Consider the following 20,754-nt stretch of genomic DNA (forward strand, 5'->3'; position numbering starts at 1 on the left):
ACTCAAGGCACCTTGATCTGAGAAACTTTCGGATTGTCTTGAGAAGCGGCCCCGTGCCGCCCTTGCCTTGGCCAACGTTGTCGTCATAGGGGCTCAGTGGGGTGACGAAGGCAAGGGGAAAATTACCGACTTGCTAAGCCGCTCCGCCGATGTGGTGGTGCGTTACCAGGGGGGGGTAAATGCCGGTCACACGATTGTTGTGGATGGCAAGGTGCTCAAGTTGCACCTCATTCCCTCGGGAATCCTCTACCCAGACACCATGTGTCTGATCGGTTCCGGCACTGTTGTAGATCCCAAGGTGTTGCTCGGTGAGCTGGAGATGCTCGCCAGCAATGGCATTGATGCCAGTGGTTTGAAGGTGGCATCCACTGCYCACGTAACCATGCCCTATCACCGCCTGCTCGATAAGGCGATTGAGGAGCAACGGGGTAGTGGTCGCATCGGTACCACCGGCCGCGGCATCGGCCCCACCTATTCAGATAAAGCAGAGCGCAATGGCATTCGGGTAATCGACCTCCTTGATGAGGCACACCTGCGCGAAAGGCTCGAGGGCCCAATTAAAACCAAGAATTTGCTYCTGGAGCGMATYCATGGCCTAGAGCCCCTTAACGCTGAGGCTGTTATTGCTGAATACGCCGGTTATGGGCGCCTATTGGCACCCCATGTGGTGGATTGCATCCGCAGCATCCATGGGGCAGCAAAAGCACGCAAAAATATTCTTTTTGAAGGGGCCCAGGGCACCCTGCTTGATTTAGATCACGGCACCTATCCCTACGTAACTTCCTCAAATCCTGTGGCTGGGGGCGCCTGTATTGGCGCTGGAGTGGGGCCCACCCTGATCGATCGCGTAATTGGGGTTGCCAAGGCTTACACCACAAGGGTTGGTGAGGGCCCTTTCCCAACGGAACTGGAGGGGAGCCTGTCGGATCACCTCTGCGATCGCGGCGGTGAATACGGCACTACCACTGGCCGCCGCCGCCGCTGTGGTTGGTTTGATGGAGTGATCGGYCGCTATGCCGTTGARGTGAATGGCCTTGATTGCTTGGCGATCACRAAGTTGGATGTGCTCGATGAACTAGATGAAATTGAAGTTTGTGTTGCCTATGAGCTCGATGGTGAGCGGATTATGCATTTCCCAAGCAGTGCAGCTGATTTCGCCCGTTGCCGCCCAGTTTATGAAACCCTGCCCGGCTGGCAAACCTCCACGGCCGATTGTCGCCGKTTAGATGAATTGCCCGCCACGGCAATGGCCTACTTGCGTTTTCTGGCTGAATTGATGGAGGTGCCCATTGCAATTGTGTCGCTTGGGGCCAGCCGTGATCAAACGATCGTGGTGGAGGATCCCATCCACGGACCAAAACGAGCACTCCTGAGCGCATGACATCCCCCCGCTTCGATGTGGTTGGCATTGGTAATGCCATCGTTGATGTGTTGGCTCCAKCCAGTGAGCAATTTTTGCTATCGCAAGGTATGCAAAAAGGCACCATGGCCCTTTTGAACGCTGAGCAGGCAGATAGCTTGTATAGCGCCATGGGGAATGGCATCGAAACCTCCGGAGGTTCTGCCGCAAATACGATTGCAGCCGTTGCCCAGCTTGGGGCTAGGGCCGGTTTTATCGGCCGGGTGCGCAATGATCAGTTGGGTGAAATATTTGCCCATGATTTAAGGGCCACTGGCGCAAGATTTGATACTCCCGCCGCTGAATCAGGAGCTGCCACTGCCCGCTGCATGATTCTTGTTACCCCTGATGCCCAACGCACGATGGGCACTTTTCTTGGCGCTTCTATTGATTTAGATCCCAAGGATCTAGACCTTTCKATGGTGCGTGAAACCAAAGTTCTGTATCTAGAGGGTTATCTCTGGGATGCTGAGGCCGCAAAACAAGCTTTTCTTGCCGCTGCCGCTGAAGTAAAAGCCCATGGCGGTGAGGTTGCCCTAAGCCTCTCTGATCCATTTTGCGTGGGACGGCATCAACAGAGCTTTCTTGAATTAGTGGAAGGTTATGTTGATATTTTGTTTGCTAATGAAGCAGAAATCACTAGTTTGTATAACACTGATTCCTTTGAAGTTGCTACGGATTTAGTGCGTGGTCATTGCAAGATTGCTTGCCTCACGCGCAGYTCTGAGGGATCATTGGTGCTCACTGGYGATACTACTTTTTCAATACCGCCCTATCRTTTTGGCGATTTGCTCGACACCACAGGTGCCGGTGAYTGCTACGCCGCTGGTTTCCTTTATGGCTATAGCCARGGCTGGAGCTACGAACGTTGCGGGCATGCYGGTTCGATCTGCGCGGGTAGGGTTGTTACCCAAATGGGTCCCCGTTCGCAGGTTGATTTGTTGGGATTAATTGAAGCTAATTTAGTTGGTATTGATTAAGCGTTATGAACATTATGATACAAAATTGCTGAGTCTTCACCTGTTCCAAATGTTGATTGCCAATTGGCTATTTCAGATATTTTATTTGAATCACTTGTTTGCCCCATGGCAAGTGCAAAATATAACTCACCCGCGCTAAGTTCTTGAAGTTTTTGCATGGATTCACTCATTGAATCATTTGCAACTTCCGAGAAATCTGAAGTCGCCATCTCAGTTGGTGCCTTTTCGCTAGTATTAGCTTCTTCTGGTTTTTGAGAAGTATCAGATACATCAATGGTTTCTTGGGATGTGTCAATGGTTTCTGATGTTCCTTGAGTGCTACTAGACGTATCTACTGCAGTGGATTCTTTCGTGCTTGTTGCAACTTCTTCTTCGAGGAGGTCTAAGGCTCCTTTCTCGCTAGAAGGTAAAGGTTTTATCTCTGAGGAATTTAACGGGTCCGCCTGGAGTACTTTCTCCACCTCAACTGCTAATTCGGCCATTTTTATTAAATAAATTTATTATAATAATAGCTGAGCGATCTCAATTCCGCAACAATTTTAAGCCTGTGGAATCCTTTAGCAGTTATTCATTTTTACATAATTCAATTCCCGTAATTACACGGTTGCCCAATTTGAGCCAGTAGTTCTTTGATGTTTAAGCCAGCGCCGTTAGGGCGGGAAAGCAAAAGCAATTGCAGATTTAAGGCTTTACAAAGTTCATGCCAATGGTTCTCATTCAGGCCCCCCGATTGACGGGTGAGCACGCTGTGGCAGCCCCATTGGCGGCAGAGAGCTGCCTCCACRAACCATTGGCTCGGATGGGGTTTCAAGCAGGCAATCCGCTCAGGGGCAAAGCCATGGCTAAGGGCCTGCCTTAGGGCCCCAGGGCTAGGCAATAGGCGCACGCAGTGGTCGCTAGCTCTGCTGTATTGCAATGCTTTGCTCAATTCCCTGGCCCCAAGGGCTAGGAGTAATACCTTGCCCTCAAGRGCTTCATTGTTTAGGGCGGCAAGATTGGGCAAAATYTTTGCCTTTCCTGGTGCCAGCTCCGGCCGCCAATAGCGCAGCAGTGGCTGGTGTAATTCGCYGCAGGCTTGGTTTAGTTGCTGATGAATATGGCGKGCAAATGGATGGGTGGCATCAATTACCCAGCGGCAGGGCCATTGCTCGAGGGCAAGCTTTAATTCGCCGTTATTTCCCAGGGCGCCAATTTGGATTTCCAGTTTGGGATGGTTTGGATAGGCGCGGGCAGCGGCGGCTGAAACAACACTCACCCTTAGCTGCCAGCCCCGCCCTATCAAGGCCYYGGCCAGTTTTGGCCCTTCTCCCGTACCACTRAGCAGCCAGAGCCGCTGGTGGCTGGGGACTGATTGGGGGAGAATAGGAACCACGGTTGCGTTTTTGTTGTGAACCAATGCCTGCTGGAAGTTGAAGTGCTGGAGGCTCCAAAAATTAGATACACCCAAGACAACCAAACCCCTATTGCCGAAATGGCCGTGCGGCTTGAGGGTTTGCGGCCYGARGACCCAGCCGGCGAACTTAAGGTTGTTGGTTTTGGCAGCTTGGCCCAAGACCTACAAAACCGAGTAAGCGTTGGTCAACGCTTGGTGGTTGAAGGGCGTTTACGCATGAACACCGTGGCCCGTGCCGATGGAGTTAAGGAAAAAAAGGTTGAATTCACCTTGGCCCGTATCCACCCGCTGGGTGCCAGCCCAGCAACGCCYCAAGTTGCTGCRGTAGCGCCTGTGGCAACGGTGGCGAACAAGCCGCCGGCAGCAGYAGCTAAAGCCAGCCCATCGGTGCAACCAACCAGTTGGAACACAGGCCCCCTGGTGGATTTACCAGAGGATGAAATTCCCTTCTAGCCGGCTTAATTGGGGGATATTTTTTGGCTTGCTAGCTCCAGCAGTTGGCCTAATTCCCTCTCTAAGGCCGCTAGATCAAGGCGCAGTTCCGGCCAGCTGCCGCCATCAAGTTCCCTTARTAACCAACCACGGTCTTGCTCAAGAGCTGTAATCAGCTCTTTGGCATCGCTTTGTTCAGAAGCTTCTGAGCTGCTGGTCATATAAAGCTTGAATCAAGCCCCATCCTGGAGCCCTTTGGAGGAAGATGGCGGAATGCAAGCCATTCTTTCCCCCGGTTCCCTYTTAACCGTGTTGGGCTCGGTGCTCACGGTTATCGGTTCGATTGCCTACGCCACCGACGCGCCCAATCTCAGTTTGCCAACAATTTTCTATGGCATCCCCATATTTTTGGGGGGCCTTGCCCTTAAATCCTCCGAGCTGCCGCCGGTGAGGCGCCTAACGGCCCCTGCCCAATTTCAAGAACTGCGCGATAAAACTGCCACCGAGGGTCAACTCAAATTGCTCAAGGATGTGGTGCGATGGCGTTATGGCCAAAAAGCACACCTGGAAAGTTCCTTGGAGGCGCTCAAATTGTGGGATGAAGATAATCCGCCCCAGCTTGAAAGCATCGAGGAATACAACTATGGCGATCGCTATGCCCTGCGCCTGCAAGTGCAGCTCAACGCCGTTGATAAAAGCCGTTGGTTTGCCTTGGAGGATCGTTTGGGTAGATTTTTTGGCCCCGGCTTAGAGGCTTGCCTAGAGGAAAACGGTGCCAATGCCCTGAACATTTGTTTTAGACAGCCATGCCCATAGATCCGAGCATCTCCCCCCACGACGCCCTAAGGGTGGAGGTTCTTAGTGAAGCACTGCCTTTCATCCAGCGTTTTAGTGGCCGCAGGGTGGTTATCAAATACGGCGGTGCCGCCATGGTGGATGAACATCTGCGCGAGGCGGTTTTTCGCGATATAGCCCTRCTTGCCAGTGTTGGTGTGCGACCCGTTGTAGTGCACGGTGGTGGACCCGAGATCAATCAATGGTTAAAGCGTTTGGCGATTGAGGCGGTTTTTCAAGAGGGTTTAAGGGTTACCGATCCCGCCACCATGGACGTGGTGGAAATGGTTTTGGTAGGGCGGGTAAATAAGCAAATTGTTAATGGTTTAAATCATGTGGGCGGCAATGCCGTTGGCTTYAGTGGCGCCGATGGAGGCCTTGTGCAGGCACGTACCCATGGGGACGGCTCATTGGGGCTTGTTGGCGATGTGGCACGGGTTAATCCGGCCGTGATTATTCCGCTTTTGGATTTGGGTTATATCCCAGTGATTTCCAGTGTTGCCCCAAACGYTGAAGGGCAGTCTTACAACATCAATGCCGATACGGTTGCAGGTGAGTTGGCGGCTGCTTTAGATGCCGAAAAGCTTGTGCTCCTCACCGACACACCKGGGATTTTGCGGGATCGGGCCGATCCAGGTTCATTGATTCGCCACAGCACCCTTTCTCAAGCSAGGGAATTGATCGCCAGCGGGGTTGTGGCCGGTGGCATGGTTCCAAAAACCGAATGCTGCATTCGCGCCCTAGCCCAAGGGGTTAAGGCAGCCCATATCGTTGATGGYCGKGTGCCCCACGCGCTTTTGCTCGAAGTGTTYACCAAGGCGGGCATTGGCACCATGGTGGTGGGAAGCAGTTCGGGTTAGGCCAGATGCACCCAGAAGCGCGGCGAGCCCTTGATTGTGGTGAATATCGCAAGGTGGTGAGCTTGCTCGAGCCGCTGCGAACCGAACTACCTGCATCCAATGCCAAGGGAGCTGAATTGCGGCTGTGGCTGGCTACCGCATATCAAGGTTTGAATGATCAAGCCAGTGCTGTTTCCTGTTGCCGTGAGGTGATCCTGGTTGGTGGTGGTGAGCAACGCCGCCAGGCCCAGGCGGTTTTAGCAATTATCGAAGCGCCCGTTTTGCAACGCCCTAAGGAATGGAGCATCGAATTGCCCCACCTTGGTGATAGCCCCCCCCTTGAGGGCTTAGCCCGCGGCGCGGCAAGCCGTGGCAGGGCAAAAAAAGAAATGCCTAAACCTGCACCACCGGTTGGTAAAACAAAGGCTCCCATTGGCTTTGCCCTATTCGCTGGCCTCTTTTTGCTATGCCTCACCCTGCTGCTAGCCGGTTGCATGAGGGTTGATAGCAGCATTGAATTCCATGGGCCAGGCAGGCTTGAATTCCAGCAGCAATTGCAGGGGCAACCAGCCAGCCGCAGTGGGGTTTTAATCCTCGAGCAATTAAAACCACTAATTGGGGTTGAGTTGCAACGCTTTGAGCAGCGCTATGGCATTGAAGTGCAGGAGCCGGAAATCAACTGGCGTGAGCGCAACTGGCTTGTGGGAGTTCAGCAGCAGATGCAATTGAGCTGGGATCTGAGAGCGCTTGATCCTGTGCCCGGCTTGTTTATGCACCTGCATTTCAGGCCCCTGGCCYCAAGGGCTGTTGAACTAGCAGAACCCCTAATGCCGGAGGCAGAGGGTGCAAATGGTTTGGATTGGCAACTATTGCCAGGCCAATTAAATCGATTCGAATTTTCCTGCTGGCGATGGAGTGGCCTGGGCTTAGGCGCACTGGCAACAGCATTTTTGCTTGCAACTAGCTTGTTGCTCCAACAGAGATTGCTTAAAGCTCCAACGGATCTGGATCGATCGCCAGATGCACCCCTTTAGGCAGCAATTGGCGTAACTCTTGCTCAGTTGGTAGCGGAATGGCGCTGCYAGATGGGCCTTGAAGCAGGAGTTGCCAGCGGCTRAGGCCAGCTACCTTTGCCCGAGGTGCCGGGGCWGGCCCGATGGCCAGCCAATCGGCAGCTTTTAATTGCTTCGATACATGGTTCAGCAGGGTGGTTGCTGCACTGGCTGTGATGCTTGCTTGCGTGCCTGCAAAGCGCAGTAAACAGGCGCGGCTGAAGGGCACCAACCCGGCCGAGCGCCTTAGGGCAACCTCCTCCTYCAAAAATTGTTCATAGCTACCCGCCAAAAGATGCTTAATAACGCGATGGTCTGGATCGTAGSTTTGAACTAGAACTTCCCCTGGTTGYTCCCCCCGGCCCGCTCTGCCTGCCAGTTGAAGTAGTAATTGCAAGCTTTGTTCCGCTGCCCGTAGGTCGGGGCGATGCAAAAGGCCATCGGCAGCTAGAACAACCGCCAGAGTTACCTTTGGCAGATCCATGCCCTTAGCAAGCATTTGGGTGCCAACTAAAACGTCGGCTTCTCCAGCGGCAAAACGATCCAATAATTGTTTGTGGCCATCCCTTCCCCGGGTGCTATCACGGTCAAAACGCAATAGGCGCATACCTTCTAGCTCTTGCTCTAGCTGCTCCAATACTTTTTGGGTGCCGGCTCCAAACGGCTTAAAAGCGGTAGAACCGCAGTTCCCACAGCGGCTTGCCAGCTCTTCCCGGTGGTCGCACCAATGGCAGCGCAACCAGCTTTGGCCATTGCTGTTGCGATGCACCGTGAGTGAAACATCGCAATGGGGACAGCTCACCGCTTCCCCGCAACTCCTACAGCTCAAAAAAGTGTTGTAACCCCGCCGGGGTACTAACACCACAGCCTGTTGGCCGCGATCGGCTAGGCCGCTGAGTCGATCCAAAAGTGGTCTGCTGAGCAGGCGTCGATGGCCCTCTGCCAGCTCAAGCCGCATATCCACCACCCGCACCGGCGGCAATGGCCTGGCGGCAATGCGTTGCGGCAAACGCAATAGGCCAATGCTGGCTTTGGCACCTTGGCAGGCAAGCCAGGTTTCCAGGCAAGGGGTGGCACTGCCCAGAAGGATTAAACAACCCTCCTTTTCCTGCCTGAGCCGAGCAACATCCCTGGCGTGATAACAGGGCATTGGTGCTTCTTGTTTGTATGAACTGTCGTGCTCCTCATCCAGCACGATTAAACCAAGCTTGGGCAGYGGTAAAAAAATTGCSGAACGGGTTCCCACCACAATGCAGGGGCTGCCGGAACGGCAATGGCGCCAGGCGGCAAGTCGTTCGCCTTCGCTTAGGCCTGAGTGATAGGCCACCACAGCGCCAGCAAAGCGGCGGCGGCARCGCTCYAAAAGTTGGGGTATGAGTCCTATTTCAGGGGTRAGGAGCAAAACACTTTTGCCAGCAGCTAGTTCTGGAGCACAGCAGCGCAGRTAGATCTCGGTTTTACCTGATCCGGTTACTCCCCAAAGCAGCCATTGGCGTTGATTGCTTTGCTGCTTAAGCCGCTCTAATACCGCTGCTTGATCCGGATTTAGCTCTGGTGGGATTTCAAGGCTGGGGCTAGAGCTGCTTGGCCAACCCTTTGGGGGCTGAAGTTCGCTTTTGAGTTGAACTAAACCCTTGCGTTCAAGGGCCTTCAATAACGACCTACCAAAGCCAGCCGCAATCAGTTCTTTTGCCGGCTGAGAACCTGTTAGCTGCAATTGCTCAAGAAGGCCTTGTTGCTTTTGGGTGAGGCATGCTGGGGCCGCCCCGGGGATGGCTGAGGCCACCAACTGCTTRCAACCAAGGCCAGCTGCCTGCTGCTTTTTACCTAGCCAGCCATTCGGCAGAGCAGTTTTAAGCACYTGGAATTGGGCGGTGTGGCACTGGGCTGCAACTGCCACGAGCAAATCCTGCCAGCGTTCGTTTATGGCTGCGCTTTCAAGYCTTTCAAGCACTGGCTCCAGTGCTAACCCTTCAGGGGTTTCGGCATTAACTGAACAAACCAAACCGTTATGAAGCCTGCCCCGCAGTTTCACCCTCACCAGATCCCCCTTTTGCAGGGCGGGGCAATCGCCTTGGCCATAGGTGAGCAGCAGCCCTTCCCGGCCCGCTTCAACCCACACATTTACAGCTGTTCCTAGCCCGCCCACTTAATGCCCGCTCGTTGGGGAGCCCAACCCGTTATCCAAACCYACTTATTGATTACTTGCCGATCCTCTGATCTTTTCTTAAGATATGRGGGTTGGGCTGCTAAGCAGCTCCCGGAACACGGCAGAGTTCCGGCCAGTGGGTAGACCTTGGGAAGCTTGCTTCGGGTCTGCGATCACCCCTGACAACCCTGTCAAACCATTTCGCCAGCAATGCTTGGCGAAAGATCTTGCTGAAAACTATTTTCAAAAAATATTTGGCCCCTGCCCGATTGTTTCTGGCTGAAGCCTTTATTTGCTTGCTTCCCCCTGTTGCATCCCGATCGCATGACTGCTACTGCTGTGACTGAATCTGTGCCCGAAGTGGCAGAAATCGAGCCCACTTTGGCTACAGCCAAAACGGCTGAATTGCCCGTGGTGGCAAAAAAAGCAGCAGCTAAAACCAAAGCTCCTGCTCAGCTGAGCCAAAACYAAAGAAATCAGCMAAATCAGCAGCAGATCCCGTTGCTGATGAGGAGTTCACCGTTGAGGTGAGCGCCGAAGAATTGCAGGAGGTGGCAGATGCCCTTTCCTCAGATCTTAAAGATGGCAAGGGCGCTATTAAAACCCCTAGCATCAAAATTGGSCCCAAAGGTGTTTACACCGAGGATTCAATCAGGGTTTATTTGCAGGAAATAGGCCGRATTCGTTTGCTAAGGGCGGATGAAGAAATCGAATTAGCACGTAAAATTGCTGATTTATTGCAATTAGAAGAACTTGCCACCCAGTTTGAAGAAGATAACGGCCACTATCCAGATAACAAGGAATGGGCAGCCTTAGTTGAGATGCCATTGATTAAGTTTAGGCGTCGGCTGATGCTTGGCAGGCGAGCAAAGGAAAAAATGGTGCAATCTAATTTGCGCCTTGTTGTWTCRATTGCYAAGAAGTATATGAACCGTGGCCTCTCCTTCCAGGATTTAATCCAGGAAGGCAGCCTAGGTTTGATCAGGGCAGCTGAAAAGTTCGACCATGAGAAGGGTTATAAATTCTCCACCTACGCAACATGGTGGATTCGTCAAGCAATCACCCGCGCCATTGCAGATCAAAGCAGAACAATTCGTTTGCCAGTGCACTTATATGAAACAATYTCGCGGATTAAAAAAACTACTAAAATCCTAAGCCAGGAATTTGGACGCAAGCCAACGGAGGAAGAGATTGCAGAATCGATGGAAATGACCATCGAAAAATTACGTTTTATAGCTAAATCAGCCCAATTGCCKATTTCCCTAGAAACACCAATTGGYAAAGAGGAAGACTCCCGCTTGGGTGATTTCATCGAAGCAGATATCGAGAATCCAGATCAAGATGTTGCAAAAAATCTGTTAAGGGAAGATCTTGAGGGCGTACTTGCWACCCTCAGCCCACGGGAGCGCGATGTATTGCGTTTACGCTACGGCTTAGATGATGGAAGGATGAAAACCTTGGAAGAAATTGGTCAAATTTTTGATGTTACACGCGAAAGAATTCGTCAAATTGAAGCTAAAGCCCTACGCAAATTGCGCCATCCAAATCGCAATGGCATCCTCAAAGAATATATTAAATAATACAAACAAGGTGTATTAAGTGATTCTTGAAGATTTAAAGGGTTTGAGATCTGCCCCTGATTTAACAGCCCAGCAGAAACAACAGCTCGCAGAGGATCTCAAGCAGCGCATTGCCGCTTGCGATTGGTTCACGGTGGGGGTTATGGCCCCCGGCGCAGATCAAGCCTTGGCTAGTTTGCGTGCCATGGAAGCMAGCCTTGGCTGGCAAGCGATGCAATTGCTTGATCAACACCAACTACCAGATGGGGCTGTGTTTTTAAAGGCCAATCAACGCACTGGAACCGTAACGCTTCGCCATGAGGCTGGCCTGGGGGAGGGCTTGTTAATCAGCGGCCAATGCCCCTCTAATCCTGCCGCTGAAGACACCTGGGGSCCCCTGCCGCTGGATTTCTTCATCTGATCCCTTTATTAGGGGGCGACTACGTAGGCTAAATGGCTGTTTTTGGCCGGTTACCGGACAACCCAACGCACTGATGACCATCTCCACCCTTCGAATCGCTTCCCGCCGCAGCCAATTGGCGATGGTGCAAACCGAGTGGGTGCAGGCTGAATTGCTGCGGGCCCATCCCGGCCTWGAAATCAGCATCGAGGCAATGGCCACCCAAGGGGACAAAATCCTTGATGTKGCATTGGCAAAAATTGGTGATAAGGGTTTATTTACTAAGGAATTAGAAGCGCAGATGTTGGTTAATCATGCAGATATTGCAGTGCATAGCCTCAAGGATTTACCAACCAATCTGCCCGCTGGTTTRATGCTGGGCTGTGTTACCGAAAGGGAGGATCCAGCGGATGCCCTGGTGGTTCATTCCCGCCAYCTCGATAAATCSCTTGCCAGCTTGCCTGAAGGATCAGTTGTTGGCACTAGTTCCCTGCGGCGTTTAGCGCAACTGCGCTACCACTATCCCCATCTTGTTTTTAAGGATGTGCGAGGTAATGTAATAACTAGGTTAGAGAAGCTTGATTCTGGCGATTATGACTGTTTGATATTAGCGGCCGCGGGCCTAGGCCGCTTAGGACTTGCAGATCGTATCCACGAGTTAATTGATCCAAGTATTTCACTCCATGCTGTTGGTCAAGGTGCATTGGGAATTGAATGCAGGRAAGCKGATCCTGAAGTGTTGGCATTAATCAAAGTATTAGAGCATCGCCCAACGGCATTGCGTTGTTTAGCAGAAAGGTCTTTTTTGCGCAGCCTTGAGGGSGGTTGCCAGGTGCCAATTGGCGTWAATAGCAGCTTTGATTCTGCCGATAATTTAGTGCTCACAGGTATGGTGGCGAGCCTTGATGGAAAGCGTTTAATACGTGATCAAGTGCAAGGCAGCCAGGCTGATCCTGAAGCGATAGGAATTGCCCTGGCYGAAAAATTACGCAGCCAAGGGGCAGGGGAAATTCTCCAACAGATATTTGCAGATGTTAGACCCCAARGCTGAAGCCACTGCCGCTCCATTTCAGTGGGGTTTACTGGCGTGGGCAGCCCTAGTTGGCTTACTTACCGGYTTGGCAATTGTTGGTTTTCATTATCTACTTGGCTTTATTAATAATCTGATCTACGGMCCATTTGTTGCCTTCGTGATGGATGCGGTTGGCCCCCATCCATTRGTGCCKGARGTGCTGCCGCCGCCGCCACCGCCAGCGGCTGCAACKCCATTGCAGTCTTTATTACAAATAGGCCTAGGTGGCTTGGGAGTTCTATCGCCACCACCTGTGCTGCCGCCTGAACCTGTGTTGCCGCCGGTGCCAATGCCGCYGCCATGGTTGAGCAGTTGGCCTGTGGTTYTRGGACCCGTGCTCGGCGGATTGTTGGTGGGKTTACTGCGGTTGCTAAGCAAAGATTTGGGCCCCAGTTTGCCCAGTTTGATGGCGATGGCTGATGGTCGCTTGCAAGCGGAGCCACGCCTACCTTTTGCCCGTTTAATTGGTGCTTCGATCAGCCTTGGCAGTGGCGCATCCCTTGGCCCCGAGGGGCCAAGTGTTGAAAGTGGCGGAAATATTGGCCTGTGGCTTGGCAGGAGAGCAGGTCTTACTCCTGATGCACTTAAAGCCCTTGTGGGTGCTGGCGTTGCCGCTGGTTTAGCCGCTGGCTTCAGGGCACCTATYGCMGGGGTGTTTTTTGCTTTTGARGGGGCCTACAGCACCATCCCAGGCAGGCCAAGCCTGCGGGCAGTGCTGGTGGCTGCTGTTAGTTCCACCCTGGTTATTCAGTTGGGTTTGGGAGATGAACCAATCTTTCGCCTKCCGGCCTATGAAGTGCGTTCCCCCTTGGAATTGCCCCTTTATTTRGGTTTGGGATTACTTGCCAGTTTTGTGGCATGGGCCCTGGTGCGCCTACTTGCCCTTGGSCGCAGTGAAGCKGTTCAAGCGAAATTRGAATTAATTCCCCCTTGGYTGATAACAGCYGTTGGGGGCCTTGCTGTTGGGTTATTAGCCCTTGGTTTTCCACAGGTGCTAGGCGTTGGTTACGACACTGTTGAATCACTTCTCGGCTCTGGCGGTGGCATCAGCCTGTTAACACTGCTGGCCCTATTAATWGTTAAATTAGTTGCCACAGGTGTTAGTAATGCCACCGGATTTATTGGTGGTGGTTTTGCACCTTCTCTATTTTTAGGYGCTGTTTTAGGTAGTTTTTATGGGCAATTATTGGGCGATGGTGGTTTTGGCTTACCGGTAGCTGAGGCGCCTGCCTACGCCATGGTGGGTATGGCGGCAGTGCTTGCCGGTGCTGCTAGGGCACCGCTAACGGCMTTGCTGTTGTTATTTGARYTMACCCGCGACATTCGAATTGTGTTGCCATTGATGGCAGCTACTGGCTTGAGTGCCCTGTTGGTGGAGCGWTGGCAGGGKTTAAGTGATCCAGGCTTATTGGGCCCTGATCCGGTGGAGGAGGAAAGGCGCRGCCAATTGCAACAGTTATTAGTGGCTGAGGCCCTAGAACCTGAGGCGCCATTGGTTTTGCCCGCTGATCTAGCACCGTCTACGGCATTGGCGATGTTGCTTGATGCCCATGGCCATTGTTTGTTGGTGGAGCARGCGGGATGGGTGAAAGGTTTAATTACCCTTGCTGATTTGCAACAGGTGCTTAATTCMAAGCGATCAGTTTCTTTTTTACAGGATTGTTTACGCAGTGAATTGGTTTGGCTGCCATCATCTGCAGATTTAAGTAGATTAGAAGATCAATTGCGGCCCAATGGGCTCAGGCAATTACCGGTATTTATGGTTGAGGAAGGTTTATCTGCTCAGCTACCRCAGGGTTTGCCGCCGGAGGGTTTAGCCGTAACGCAGTTGCAAGGAATTGCTAGCCGCGATGGTTTAGCCAGGGCCCTAGCTAGGCGGATCAAGGGTTAGGTTTGGCCGGGCGCTGAGCCTTAATAACCTATGGATTGCCCACCAGGCCAGCACGATTGCCGCTGAAAAAAATAGCCAATGCAGGCTGTAAAAAAAGTATTTAAAAGTTGAAAGCCATGGGGAGAATGTTGATATTGTGACCATTGCTGATGACAAGAGAGCAAGAAGACTGCTTTGAAATAAAACTCCAGAGCACAGATACACCTCAGCAAGATCGCGGGGTGTGCTGAAGGTTTTACCGTTGCTGCACCAGGTCATGGCATAGGCAGCAAGGCTCAGTACCACCACAAAAAAGCCCACTGGCAAAAGCTCTGCTGAACTACCAAAGTCCCCACCCTTGGAAAAAATCAGTAGCAGCCCTARTAGGGCCAGAATTGCGCTGATCAGCTGGGCTAAGACCCTACGCACTAAAACCATGTTTAATAAATCAGTTTTAATTAATTTAAGCGAATGCCCCGGCAAAGGCATTGTGATCTAGAGCTGTTTGCTTGGCATAGCTCTGTGCATAGATGGCTAGTTGGCTGGGGTAGCGGGGGATGCTTTCCAATAGCCCATTGATCTCTGCTGGATTACCACTGCGGGCATGGGATTTGGCAAGGGCTTCGGCGCAGAGCTTCAGGTAGTCGATTAAGCAGCATTCGTCTAGGGCGGCAAGATCAATCGAACCTTTCCAGTCGCGGAATTGACGCCAATAGCAGTGGCCGCCATCGCTGGTGCTGGCCCAGCCTAGGAAAGGGTCACTCGCTGATTGCATCAAGCGCTGCCCTTCCACCACCCGTTGCCCCTGTTGCCTTTCGCTTTCCTCCTTGGCCAACACCGAGGCMAMGGCCTCCTTCACCTGCAGCACAATCACGTCGTTGGGGTGCTCCCCTTGCAACAGGGCCAGGCCACAGCGACGGCCCACAGACCCAACCCCCACTACCTTCAGAGCCTGGTCAACAACATTGAAGTGCTGTAACAAGCCACGCACCTCCACCCGCAGGGTGTCGAGGTAGCCATTTTTCAGGGAAGGTCGCCAATTTTCTAYCGCCTCCAGAGTTTGCAGCGTTGGCGGATCATTGCGGAAGCGTCTACTGGGGCCTTCCCCTTCGCAGAGGCGGCGCACACTGCTGAGGCTGTCGCGACCCCGTGCCTGCTGGGCCACCGTTTCCAGATAGCTACGAAAGTGTTTGTTACTTATTCCACCTATGAAGGCTTCAGCATCTAGGCGGGCATACCAGGCTTCCAATCGATTGCGTTCGCCATAGCGGGCAATGCAACTGCGGTAGTGCTTGGCGAGAGTTTTTACAGCGGTTTGCTGTTCTTCTTCCTTAAGGCCCAGCTCCTGTGCTGCCAATACCGCACTAACAGCAAGCCTTTTGAGGTCCCACTCAAAGGGGCCCGGGTAGGTTTCGTCGAAATCGTTGAGATCAAATAGGAGGGTGCGTTCAGGGGAGGCGTAGAAGCCGAAATTCATTAAGTGAGCATCACCACAAAGTTGCAGCTGTTCCCCTGAATTGGTTTGCTGGGCCAGGTCTATGGCCATTTGGGCGGCGGCGCCCCGGAAAAAACTGAAGGCTGATGCCGCCATGCGCTGGCGCCGCAGGGGCAAAAGCCATGGCAACCGCCCCTGCTCCTGGTGCTGGTTGAGGYCCAGGATCTGATCGGCCCGGGGGCTGGCGGACCARGGYTCAAAKAGGTTTAAGTTCATGGCTGGCGGCYCTGGGTTTAGGGGGAAAGCCCAGAATGCTTGAGCGAGGGTGCTATGGGAGCCATGGAGTTTTTTGAGCAGCAGTKGGGTAGCTACCGGGCGATCGTTGACAACGATCTGATGGAACACCGGGCCCTCACGGCGGCGGTGGCCCAGGTGGTGGACCAATGGCTGGCGGCTAGACCCCTGGGAGCCCCTGGACCTGAATTGGTGGATCTCGGTTGTGGGGATTTGGCCTTGATGGCTGGCCATTACCGACGCTGGCCCCTGGGCGGACTGCTGGGCCTTGATCTCACCGCTGGGGTGTTGCCTTTGGCCGAGCAGGAATTGGGAGCGGTGGCTTACCCCTGCCGATTTGAGCAGGGTGATCTTTTGGCTTGGGCAAACCAGGTGGATGGTCTGCCTGTGGATCTGATCCATACGGCCTTTGCCGTACATCATTTAAACGACGAACAAAAGCAGACGTTTYTGCAGGGTTGTCGCCGCCGCTTGCGGCCGGGGGGCTTGCTGTTGTGGGGTGACGTGTTCCGGGAACCGGGCGAAAGCCGTGGGGAATATGTGGATCGCTACAAGCAAAGGATTCTGAGCGGCTGGACGGTGATGACAGAGTTGCAACAACAACACACCATCGCCCACCTCAGCAGCCTCGACAATCCCGCCGACCGGCAGCTGATTGAATCAGTGGCCATGGAAGTGGGGTTTGAGAGCCAGTGGGCTTGGGTGGGGCAGCATCAGGCGGAGAAGTTATTGGTCTTAACTTAAGTTTGTGGTTAATTTTAGAAGGGGTAGTTTTGAGTGCCGCCGGTGTAATTAACTGTAAATCGTGAGAAGTCATTGGTTGGTATGYCGCGAGTGTCTACATTGTAATCCGACAGCGGCATGTCYAGGTTGATAGTGTATGGAACGGCCACGTTTGTGTAGCCATAGCCGGTGATATCCACTAATWTTCCTCCATTGGTAGTAATGCTATTGGCTGAAACATTAATCAAGCCTGATCCGCKCTGGCCRCCCGGTAGTAAATTTTGATTAGAARCAGAGAAATCAATACCTGCATTTYYTGCTTTCTGGGCTACGAWTGTGTTRTTGGTTACACTACCTACAACCATGGCTGTGCCACGGAAGTCTGTTGTTAGGGGGTTGCCCGTAAGTACATTTACATAGTTGTGATCAATGGCAAAGTTAAATACACCATTTTGTCCAACATTAAAATCTATTCCGTCGTGATTATGCCTGCTGGCATCACCTGTTCCAGGGGTCAGGCTGTTGGTTGTTATGTTTATATTCATTGTTGCAGGGCCGTTAGAGCAATCCCCGTAAAGGCCATCTCCATAAAGATCCCSTGTATTGCCAAAGGATGTGCGGCCCCGGCAAAGACCAATTTCAAGAGGGTCAATTACATTTCTCTTGGTTTGGTCATCATAGGCGAGCTCACCGTTGGCGCCCGCTGCATATCTACCACGGATATTGCTTGTGACGCTGTTTCCAGAAACAGTAACGTTGGCTGTGCCTGAGCTCTGCCGAATGAATATAGCTGCCTGCATATTTGTGTCTGGCCCCATGCGCGTGTTTGTGATTGTATTATTTAGTATATTGACAGTGCCATTGGCGTTATCTAGTCGAATGGCTTCATCAAGGGCATTGCTGATGCTGTTTCCAGCAATATTTATGCCAATGCCGTTGGTGATGCGAATGGCATTGCCACTGAGGCAGGTGGCAGAGGTTTCGCTAGTGCGGTTGCCACAAACGGCCAAGCCATCGGCTCCGGTAACCGATGCATAGCTGGCAACTTGGGGAGTATTAAAGCTATTGCCACGGATAGTTACGTCACTGACGCCATTTAGGTTGATGCTGGGTAGGGCATTGGCAGATACACCTCCTGGGTTATCCGTATAGGAACCAACAAAACTATTGTTGGCAATTAATACATTTTTAGTGCTGTAATTTGTAATCGAGGTATTGTTAAATGCTAAACCAGCTATTGTAGTATTGCTGCCAATACTTAAAATTCCGTTATTTATTTGCGGAGCCGCACCATTGCCTGGGCCAAAAACTGCTGCCAATGGAATAAAACCACCTTGGGTTGCGAGCACTGGCGCATTAGAACCGTTGCTGAGATTTGTGCTTGCCGGCATGCGCAGGGTGGAGCCATTGAGGTTGCTATTGGTGCCATCGGCGAGCAGCAGCACATCGGCAGGAGCGCCGATGGCATTTACAGCCGCGCTTAGACCGCCATAGCCGCAACGCACGCTGTAGGCACTTGCATTTTGTCCCACACAACGCACCACCCAGGGCTTGCCAGTAAATGGATCTTTAGCAACCTCTTGATCTTTTACCTGCTGGTTAACCATTTGAATCACCCGTTGGCGATCTACCGGTAAGCCCCGCTGGGCAAGGAAAAGATCCTCTGCATCAYTAATAGTTTTTCCAACTGGTTTCTGCTGAGGGCTRAAWCCGAGTCGMACGTAACCCGTGGCTTGGGTTTGAAAAATRTCGTCGTATGAAACKGTGCCACCAACGCTGAGCTTKTCCCCTAGGCGAAGCTCTGCCCGGGCACGTACACCGGAGCTRCCACTCACATAGTCGCCATCTAGGTAGTAGTAGCTCGCATAAAGGCGCAGGTCACCGCCCTGCCAGCGGGCCACTGGAGTGCCCACTTCTGCATCAATACCGCCCAGCGCTACCCCAAACCAGCGGGAGCGGTTTAGTTGCAGCTGATCGTTAACCAGGCCGTAGGCGCCRTTATATGCAGTGCTGTAGAGATTGCTGGTTTGGGAGAAAGGAATGTAKCCGTTAACCCTKAATTCAATATTGGGACTKAGGGCCTCAAGKCCAACCCCTGCCTGCAGAAAGTTTTGGGCYTGGAAGGGGCGGTTGTCGATGCCGGCRTTAACGCCATAAATCCARGATTTATTCTCAGYTAGCCAGCGATAGCCMARSCGGGTGCTGCTGCCGATGCTGCTATCGATGCCATCACTGGCAATGTTCCAGTTGATATAMGACTCRGCAAATAAAATGTCSCCCCGGTTGTTAGCCAGAATTGGCAAGAATGCATAGCCGCTRAGGGTATTGGGCGTGCCAGCCCCTTGCGAATCAAAGCGYAAGCCGCCATTTGCTTTCAACAGCGGTATTTTTTTATCACTAGAAACAGCTTCAGCTGTAGTTGTTTGGGCACTTACAACTTGGCTAGATAATAAGCCACAAACTATAAGTGGAAGGAATGAGCGCATAACAAGTTTTTTTAGAAAAAAATAATCAACAAATTTTCAAAATGATATTTATTGTGCCAGTTTTTTCTGTGCACATTGTGAATAGCGGTTTTTTCGATGGCTTTTAGTGTGAAATAAATTTTTTTTTGCTATGGACTGGGTTTTGGATACTGATATGGGCTTAGATGATCAAATAGCCCTTTTGTATTTTGCTACTTTATCTAATAATGAATCAAGTAATTTTAAACTAAAAGCTGTCACTACCCAAGGCGTTGGTCTTGCTCACGCACAGTCGGCCAAAGAAAATGCAATTCGGCTTATGCGATTTGCAGGGATTAGCTCAGCAGATCTTCCATCAGTTGGTATTGGTGATCAAGACACACTAGACGGCTACCACCAATACCCCTCAGCCTGGCGTTATCCACAAGATGCATTGAATGGTGCTAACATACCATCATATACTGAAGATATTGCCAAGCAAAATAATCAATCAACCGCCCTATTAAAAAAGATCTTAACTGAAAGTAGCGAAAAAATATCAATTCTTGCTATTGGTGCTCATACAACTCTCGCGAAAGTTTTAATTGCAAACCCCGAACTAGCAAAAAAAATCGAACGCGTTGTAAGTATGGTTGGCGCGGTATATGTGGATGGTAATATCAAAGCACCACCATCAATAAATAAGAAAGCCGAATTTAATGCATGGATAGACCCTGTAGCCTCAAAAATATTGTTTGATTCAGGCGTTCCCATAAAGATGGTACCCCTAGACGTAACTGATAAGGCTCCACTAACCCAAGACTTTATCGATAAGTTTAGGGCTGGAACCCAAGGCCCAGTTGCAAATGTGATTTTAAAATGGTGGGAAAATGCCTATAAAACCCCAGTTGGCGAATATTACCACTGGGACCCATTGGCAACTGTTATTGCGCTCTTTCCTGATATCGCAACTCGCACCGAAGCGGTAAAAGTATCAGTTCAGGCTGGGTTAGTACCGCAAACGTCAGTTCCTTACGGAAGTATTGATGATTTTAGTTTGTTAAATTGGCAGGGTAAACTTCGCAGTTCACTTGACCCCGAATATGCTGGTTGGACAAAACCTGACAATGCGGGCAAATCAGTTGATGTGGTTCTTGATTCAAATCTTTTAGGATTTGAAGATAAAATGATCTCTGCATTTGCCCCTAAATATCGTTTTGCATTTATCTCTGATACCGGTGGCCCCATAGCATCAAGCACATCATTTTATTACAACACCACAAACAATAATTTCGTACCAACCAACTCTTTAGGGCCTGGACCTAGTGCCGTTAGTAGTTTAGTTCAGAGTTGGAAGCCTAGCGAGATTTTTGCAATTGGTGATTTGTCTTACAACATAGGCGCTAGCACTACTATAGATGCCGCAATTGGGCAATATTATAACAATTTTCTATATCCCTACCCATCAAAACTGTATTTAGGTAAGCCATACGATTCGATCAATGGAATCAAGGTTAAGGAAGGAGAATTACAATGGCCCTATAATGTTTATAATTACCCTGTTGGATTTCCAAATCCAATCGTAACTGATCAAATTGGTGGATCACCAGATAAGCTCAATCACTTTTGGTCAGCCCTTGGCAATCACGACTATGGCCTAGAAATTGGTTATGCCCAAATAGGATCTACACCTTATTCAATTAAAGGAAAAGCTATTGGTTCCCCCCAAGGCCCTTCGTCAGCTCCAACATTCCAGTCTTTTATTGATTATTTCCTTCCTTTTCTAAACGATCCAACAATATTAGGTCAAAATAAGAATCGTTTAAATATAGGTTCATCGGATATAAGCGCGAATAACGGTGCCTACTATTCAATGAGC

18 protein-coding genes and 2 pseudogenes are annotated in these 20,754 nt (G+C 51.4%); 12 read left to right on the top strand and 8 right to left on the bottom strand.

The features are described from left to right. Positions 1-67 precede the first annotated feature (67 nt). Positions 68-1,381: an adenylosuccinate synthase gene (locus C7K08_RS03215; RefSeq protein WP_106499209.1), complete on the top strand. Its 1,314-nt coding sequence runs from the start codon at positions 68-70 to the stop codon at positions 1,379-1,381. Next, positions 1,378-2,379, top strand: coding sequence for an adenosine kinase (locus tag C7K08_RS03220; RefSeq protein WP_106499210.1), 1,002 nt, complete (start codon positions 1,378-1,380; stop codon positions 2,377-2,379). The genes C7K08_RS03215 and C7K08_RS03220 overlap by 4 nt, the downstream gene beginning before the upstream one ends. On the opposite strand, the gene C7K08_RS03225 is transcribed toward C7K08_RS03220, so the two are convergent. Continuing rightward, positions 2,376-2,861, bottom strand: a complete 486-nt coding sequence (locus C7K08_RS03225; RefSeq protein ID WP_106499211.1) for a hypothetical protein — start codon at positions 2,859-2,861, stop codon at positions 2,376-2,378. The genes C7K08_RS03220 and C7K08_RS03225 overlap by 4 nt on opposite strands. A gap of 101 nt (positions 2,862-2,962) precedes the next feature. After that, positions 2,963-3,751, bottom strand: a complete 789-nt coding sequence (locus C7K08_RS03230) for a precorrin-6A/cobalt-precorrin-6A reductase (protein ID WP_161955805.1) — start codon at positions 3,749-3,751, stop codon at positions 2,963-2,965. 15 nt (positions 3,752-3,766) lie between these two features. On the opposite strand from C7K08_RS03230, the gene C7K08_RS03235 reads away from it, so the two are divergent. Further along, positions 3,767-4,225 carry a single-stranded DNA-binding protein gene (locus C7K08_RS03235; RefSeq protein WP_106499234.1) on the top strand — a complete coding sequence of 153 codons (459 nt, stop codon included), beginning with the start codon at positions 3,767-3,769 and terminating at the stop codon, positions 4,223-4,225. 5 nt (positions 4,226-4,230) lie between these two features. Here the strand turns inward: C7K08_RS03235 and C7K08_RS03240 are convergent, their stop codons facing one another. Then, complete coding sequence (locus tag C7K08_RS03240) at positions 4,231-4,425, bottom strand: hypothetical protein (protein WP_106499213.1); 195 nt, start codon at positions 4,423-4,425, stop codon at positions 4,231-4,233. Between the two features lie 52 nt (positions 4,426-4,477). Between C7K08_RS03240 and C7K08_RS03245 the strand changes: the two genes are divergently transcribed. The 3 genes from C7K08_RS03245 to C7K08_RS03255 are packed head-to-tail and all read left to right on the top strand — an operon-like array spanning position 4,478 to position 6,911. Next, complete coding sequence (locus C7K08_RS03245) at positions 4,478-5,020, top strand: DUF2854 domain-containing protein (RefSeq protein WP_106499235.1); 543 nt, start codon at positions 4,478-4,480, stop codon at positions 5,018-5,020. After that, positions 5,011-5,898 (top strand): acetylglutamate kinase, encoded by an 888-nt coding sequence (argB, locus tag C7K08_RS03250; protein ID WP_106499214.1) that lies wholly within the window; start codon positions 5,011-5,013, stop codon positions 5,896-5,898. The genes C7K08_RS03245 and argB overlap by 10 nt, the downstream gene beginning before the upstream one ends. 5 nt (positions 5,899-5,903) lie before the next feature. Continuing rightward, positions 5,904-6,911, top strand: a complete 1,008-nt coding sequence (locus tag C7K08_RS03255; protein WP_106499215.1) for a DUF3153 domain-containing protein — start codon at positions 5,904-5,906, stop codon at positions 6,909-6,911. On the opposite strand, the gene priA is transcribed toward C7K08_RS03255, so the two are convergent. Continuing rightward, positions 6,865-9,078, bottom strand: coding sequence for a replication restart helicase PriA (gene priA, locus C7K08_RS03260; protein WP_106499216.1), 2,214 nt, complete (start codon positions 9,076-9,078; stop codon positions 6,865-6,867). The genes C7K08_RS03255 and priA overlap by 47 nt on opposite strands. Positions 9,079-9,548: 470 nt before the next feature. On the opposite strand from priA, the pseudogene rpoD reads away from it, so the two are divergent. The 4 genes and pseudogenes from rpoD to C7K08_RS03280 all read left to right on the top strand — a co-directional run. After that, a pseudogene (rpoD, locus tag C7K08_RS03265) lies at positions 9,549-10,658 on the top strand (RNA polymerase sigma factor RpoD); the annotation flags it as partial. A 19-nt stretch (positions 10,659-10,677) separates the two neighbouring features. Then, positions 10,678-11,058: a DUF1824 family protein gene (locus C7K08_RS03270; RefSeq protein WP_106499217.1), complete on the top strand. Its 381-nt coding sequence runs from the start codon at positions 10,678-10,680 to the stop codon at positions 11,056-11,058. Between the two features lie 73 nt (positions 11,059-11,131). Further along, positions 11,132-12,088 (top strand): hydroxymethylbilane synthase, encoded by a 957-nt coding sequence (hemC, locus tag C7K08_RS03275; protein WP_106499218.1) that lies wholly within the window; start codon positions 11,132-11,134, stop codon positions 12,086-12,088. Then, complete coding sequence (locus C7K08_RS03280; protein WP_106499219.1) at positions 12,069-14,000, top strand: chloride channel protein; 1,932 nt, start codon at positions 12,069-12,071, stop codon at positions 13,998-14,000. Before hemC ends, C7K08_RS03280 begins: the two co-directional genes overlap by 20 nt. Here the strand turns inward: C7K08_RS03280 and C7K08_RS03285 are convergent. Both C7K08_RS03285 and C7K08_RS03290 read right to left on the bottom strand, forming a co-directional pair. Further along, positions 13,977-14,468 carry a hypothetical protein gene (locus C7K08_RS03285; protein WP_106499220.1) on the bottom strand — a complete coding sequence of 164 codons (492 nt, stop codon included), beginning with the start codon at positions 14,466-14,468 and terminating at the stop codon, positions 13,977-13,979. The genes C7K08_RS03280 and C7K08_RS03285 overlap by 24 nt on opposite strands. Continuing rightward, positions 14,443-15,690: a DUF2252 domain-containing protein gene (locus C7K08_RS03290; RefSeq protein ID WP_106499221.1), complete on the bottom strand. Its 1,248-nt coding sequence runs from the start codon at positions 15,688-15,690 to the stop codon at positions 14,443-14,445. Before C7K08_RS03290 ends, C7K08_RS03285 begins: the two co-directional genes overlap by 26 nt. A 63-nt stretch (positions 15,691-15,753) precedes the next feature. Between C7K08_RS03290 and C7K08_RS03295 the strand changes: the two genes are divergently transcribed. After that, positions 15,754-16,452, top strand: coding sequence for a class I SAM-dependent methyltransferase (locus tag C7K08_RS03295; RefSeq protein WP_106499236.1), 699 nt, complete (start codon positions 15,754-15,756; stop codon positions 16,450-16,452). A gap of 14 nt (positions 16,453-16,466) precedes the next feature. Here C7K08_RS03295 and C7K08_RS03300 read toward each other — a convergent pair whose 3' ends face one another. Then, positions 16,467-18,344, bottom strand: a complete 1,878-nt coding sequence (locus C7K08_RS03300) for a right-handed parallel beta-helix repeat-containing protein (protein ID WP_133165148.1) — start codon at positions 18,342-18,344, stop codon at positions 16,467-16,469. Between the two features lie 114 nt (positions 18,345-18,458). After that, positions 18,459-18,917, bottom strand: a pseudogene (locus C7K08_RS16775) (inverse autotransporter beta domain-containing protein); the annotation flags it as partial. A 130-nt stretch (positions 18,918-19,047) separates the two neighbouring features. Here C7K08_RS16775 and C7K08_RS03305 point away from each other — a divergent pair. Then, a partial coding sequence (locus C7K08_RS03305) for a nucleoside hydrolase (protein WP_133165149.1) occupies positions 19,048-20,754 on the top strand: 1,707 nt, incomplete at its 3' end.

The organism is Synechococcus lacustris str. Tous (assembly GCF_003011125.1).
Taxonomy (GTDB): Bacteria; Cyanobacteriota; Cyanobacteriia; order PCC-6307; family Cyanobiaceae; genus Synechococcus_D; species Synechococcus_D lacustris.

Excerpts from the sequence above, each read along its gene's own strand:
- C7K08_RS03225 (WP_106499211.1), bottom strand. The coding sequence starts at position 2,861 with ATGGCCGAATTAGCAGTTGAGGTGGAGAAAGTACTCCAGGCGGACCCG.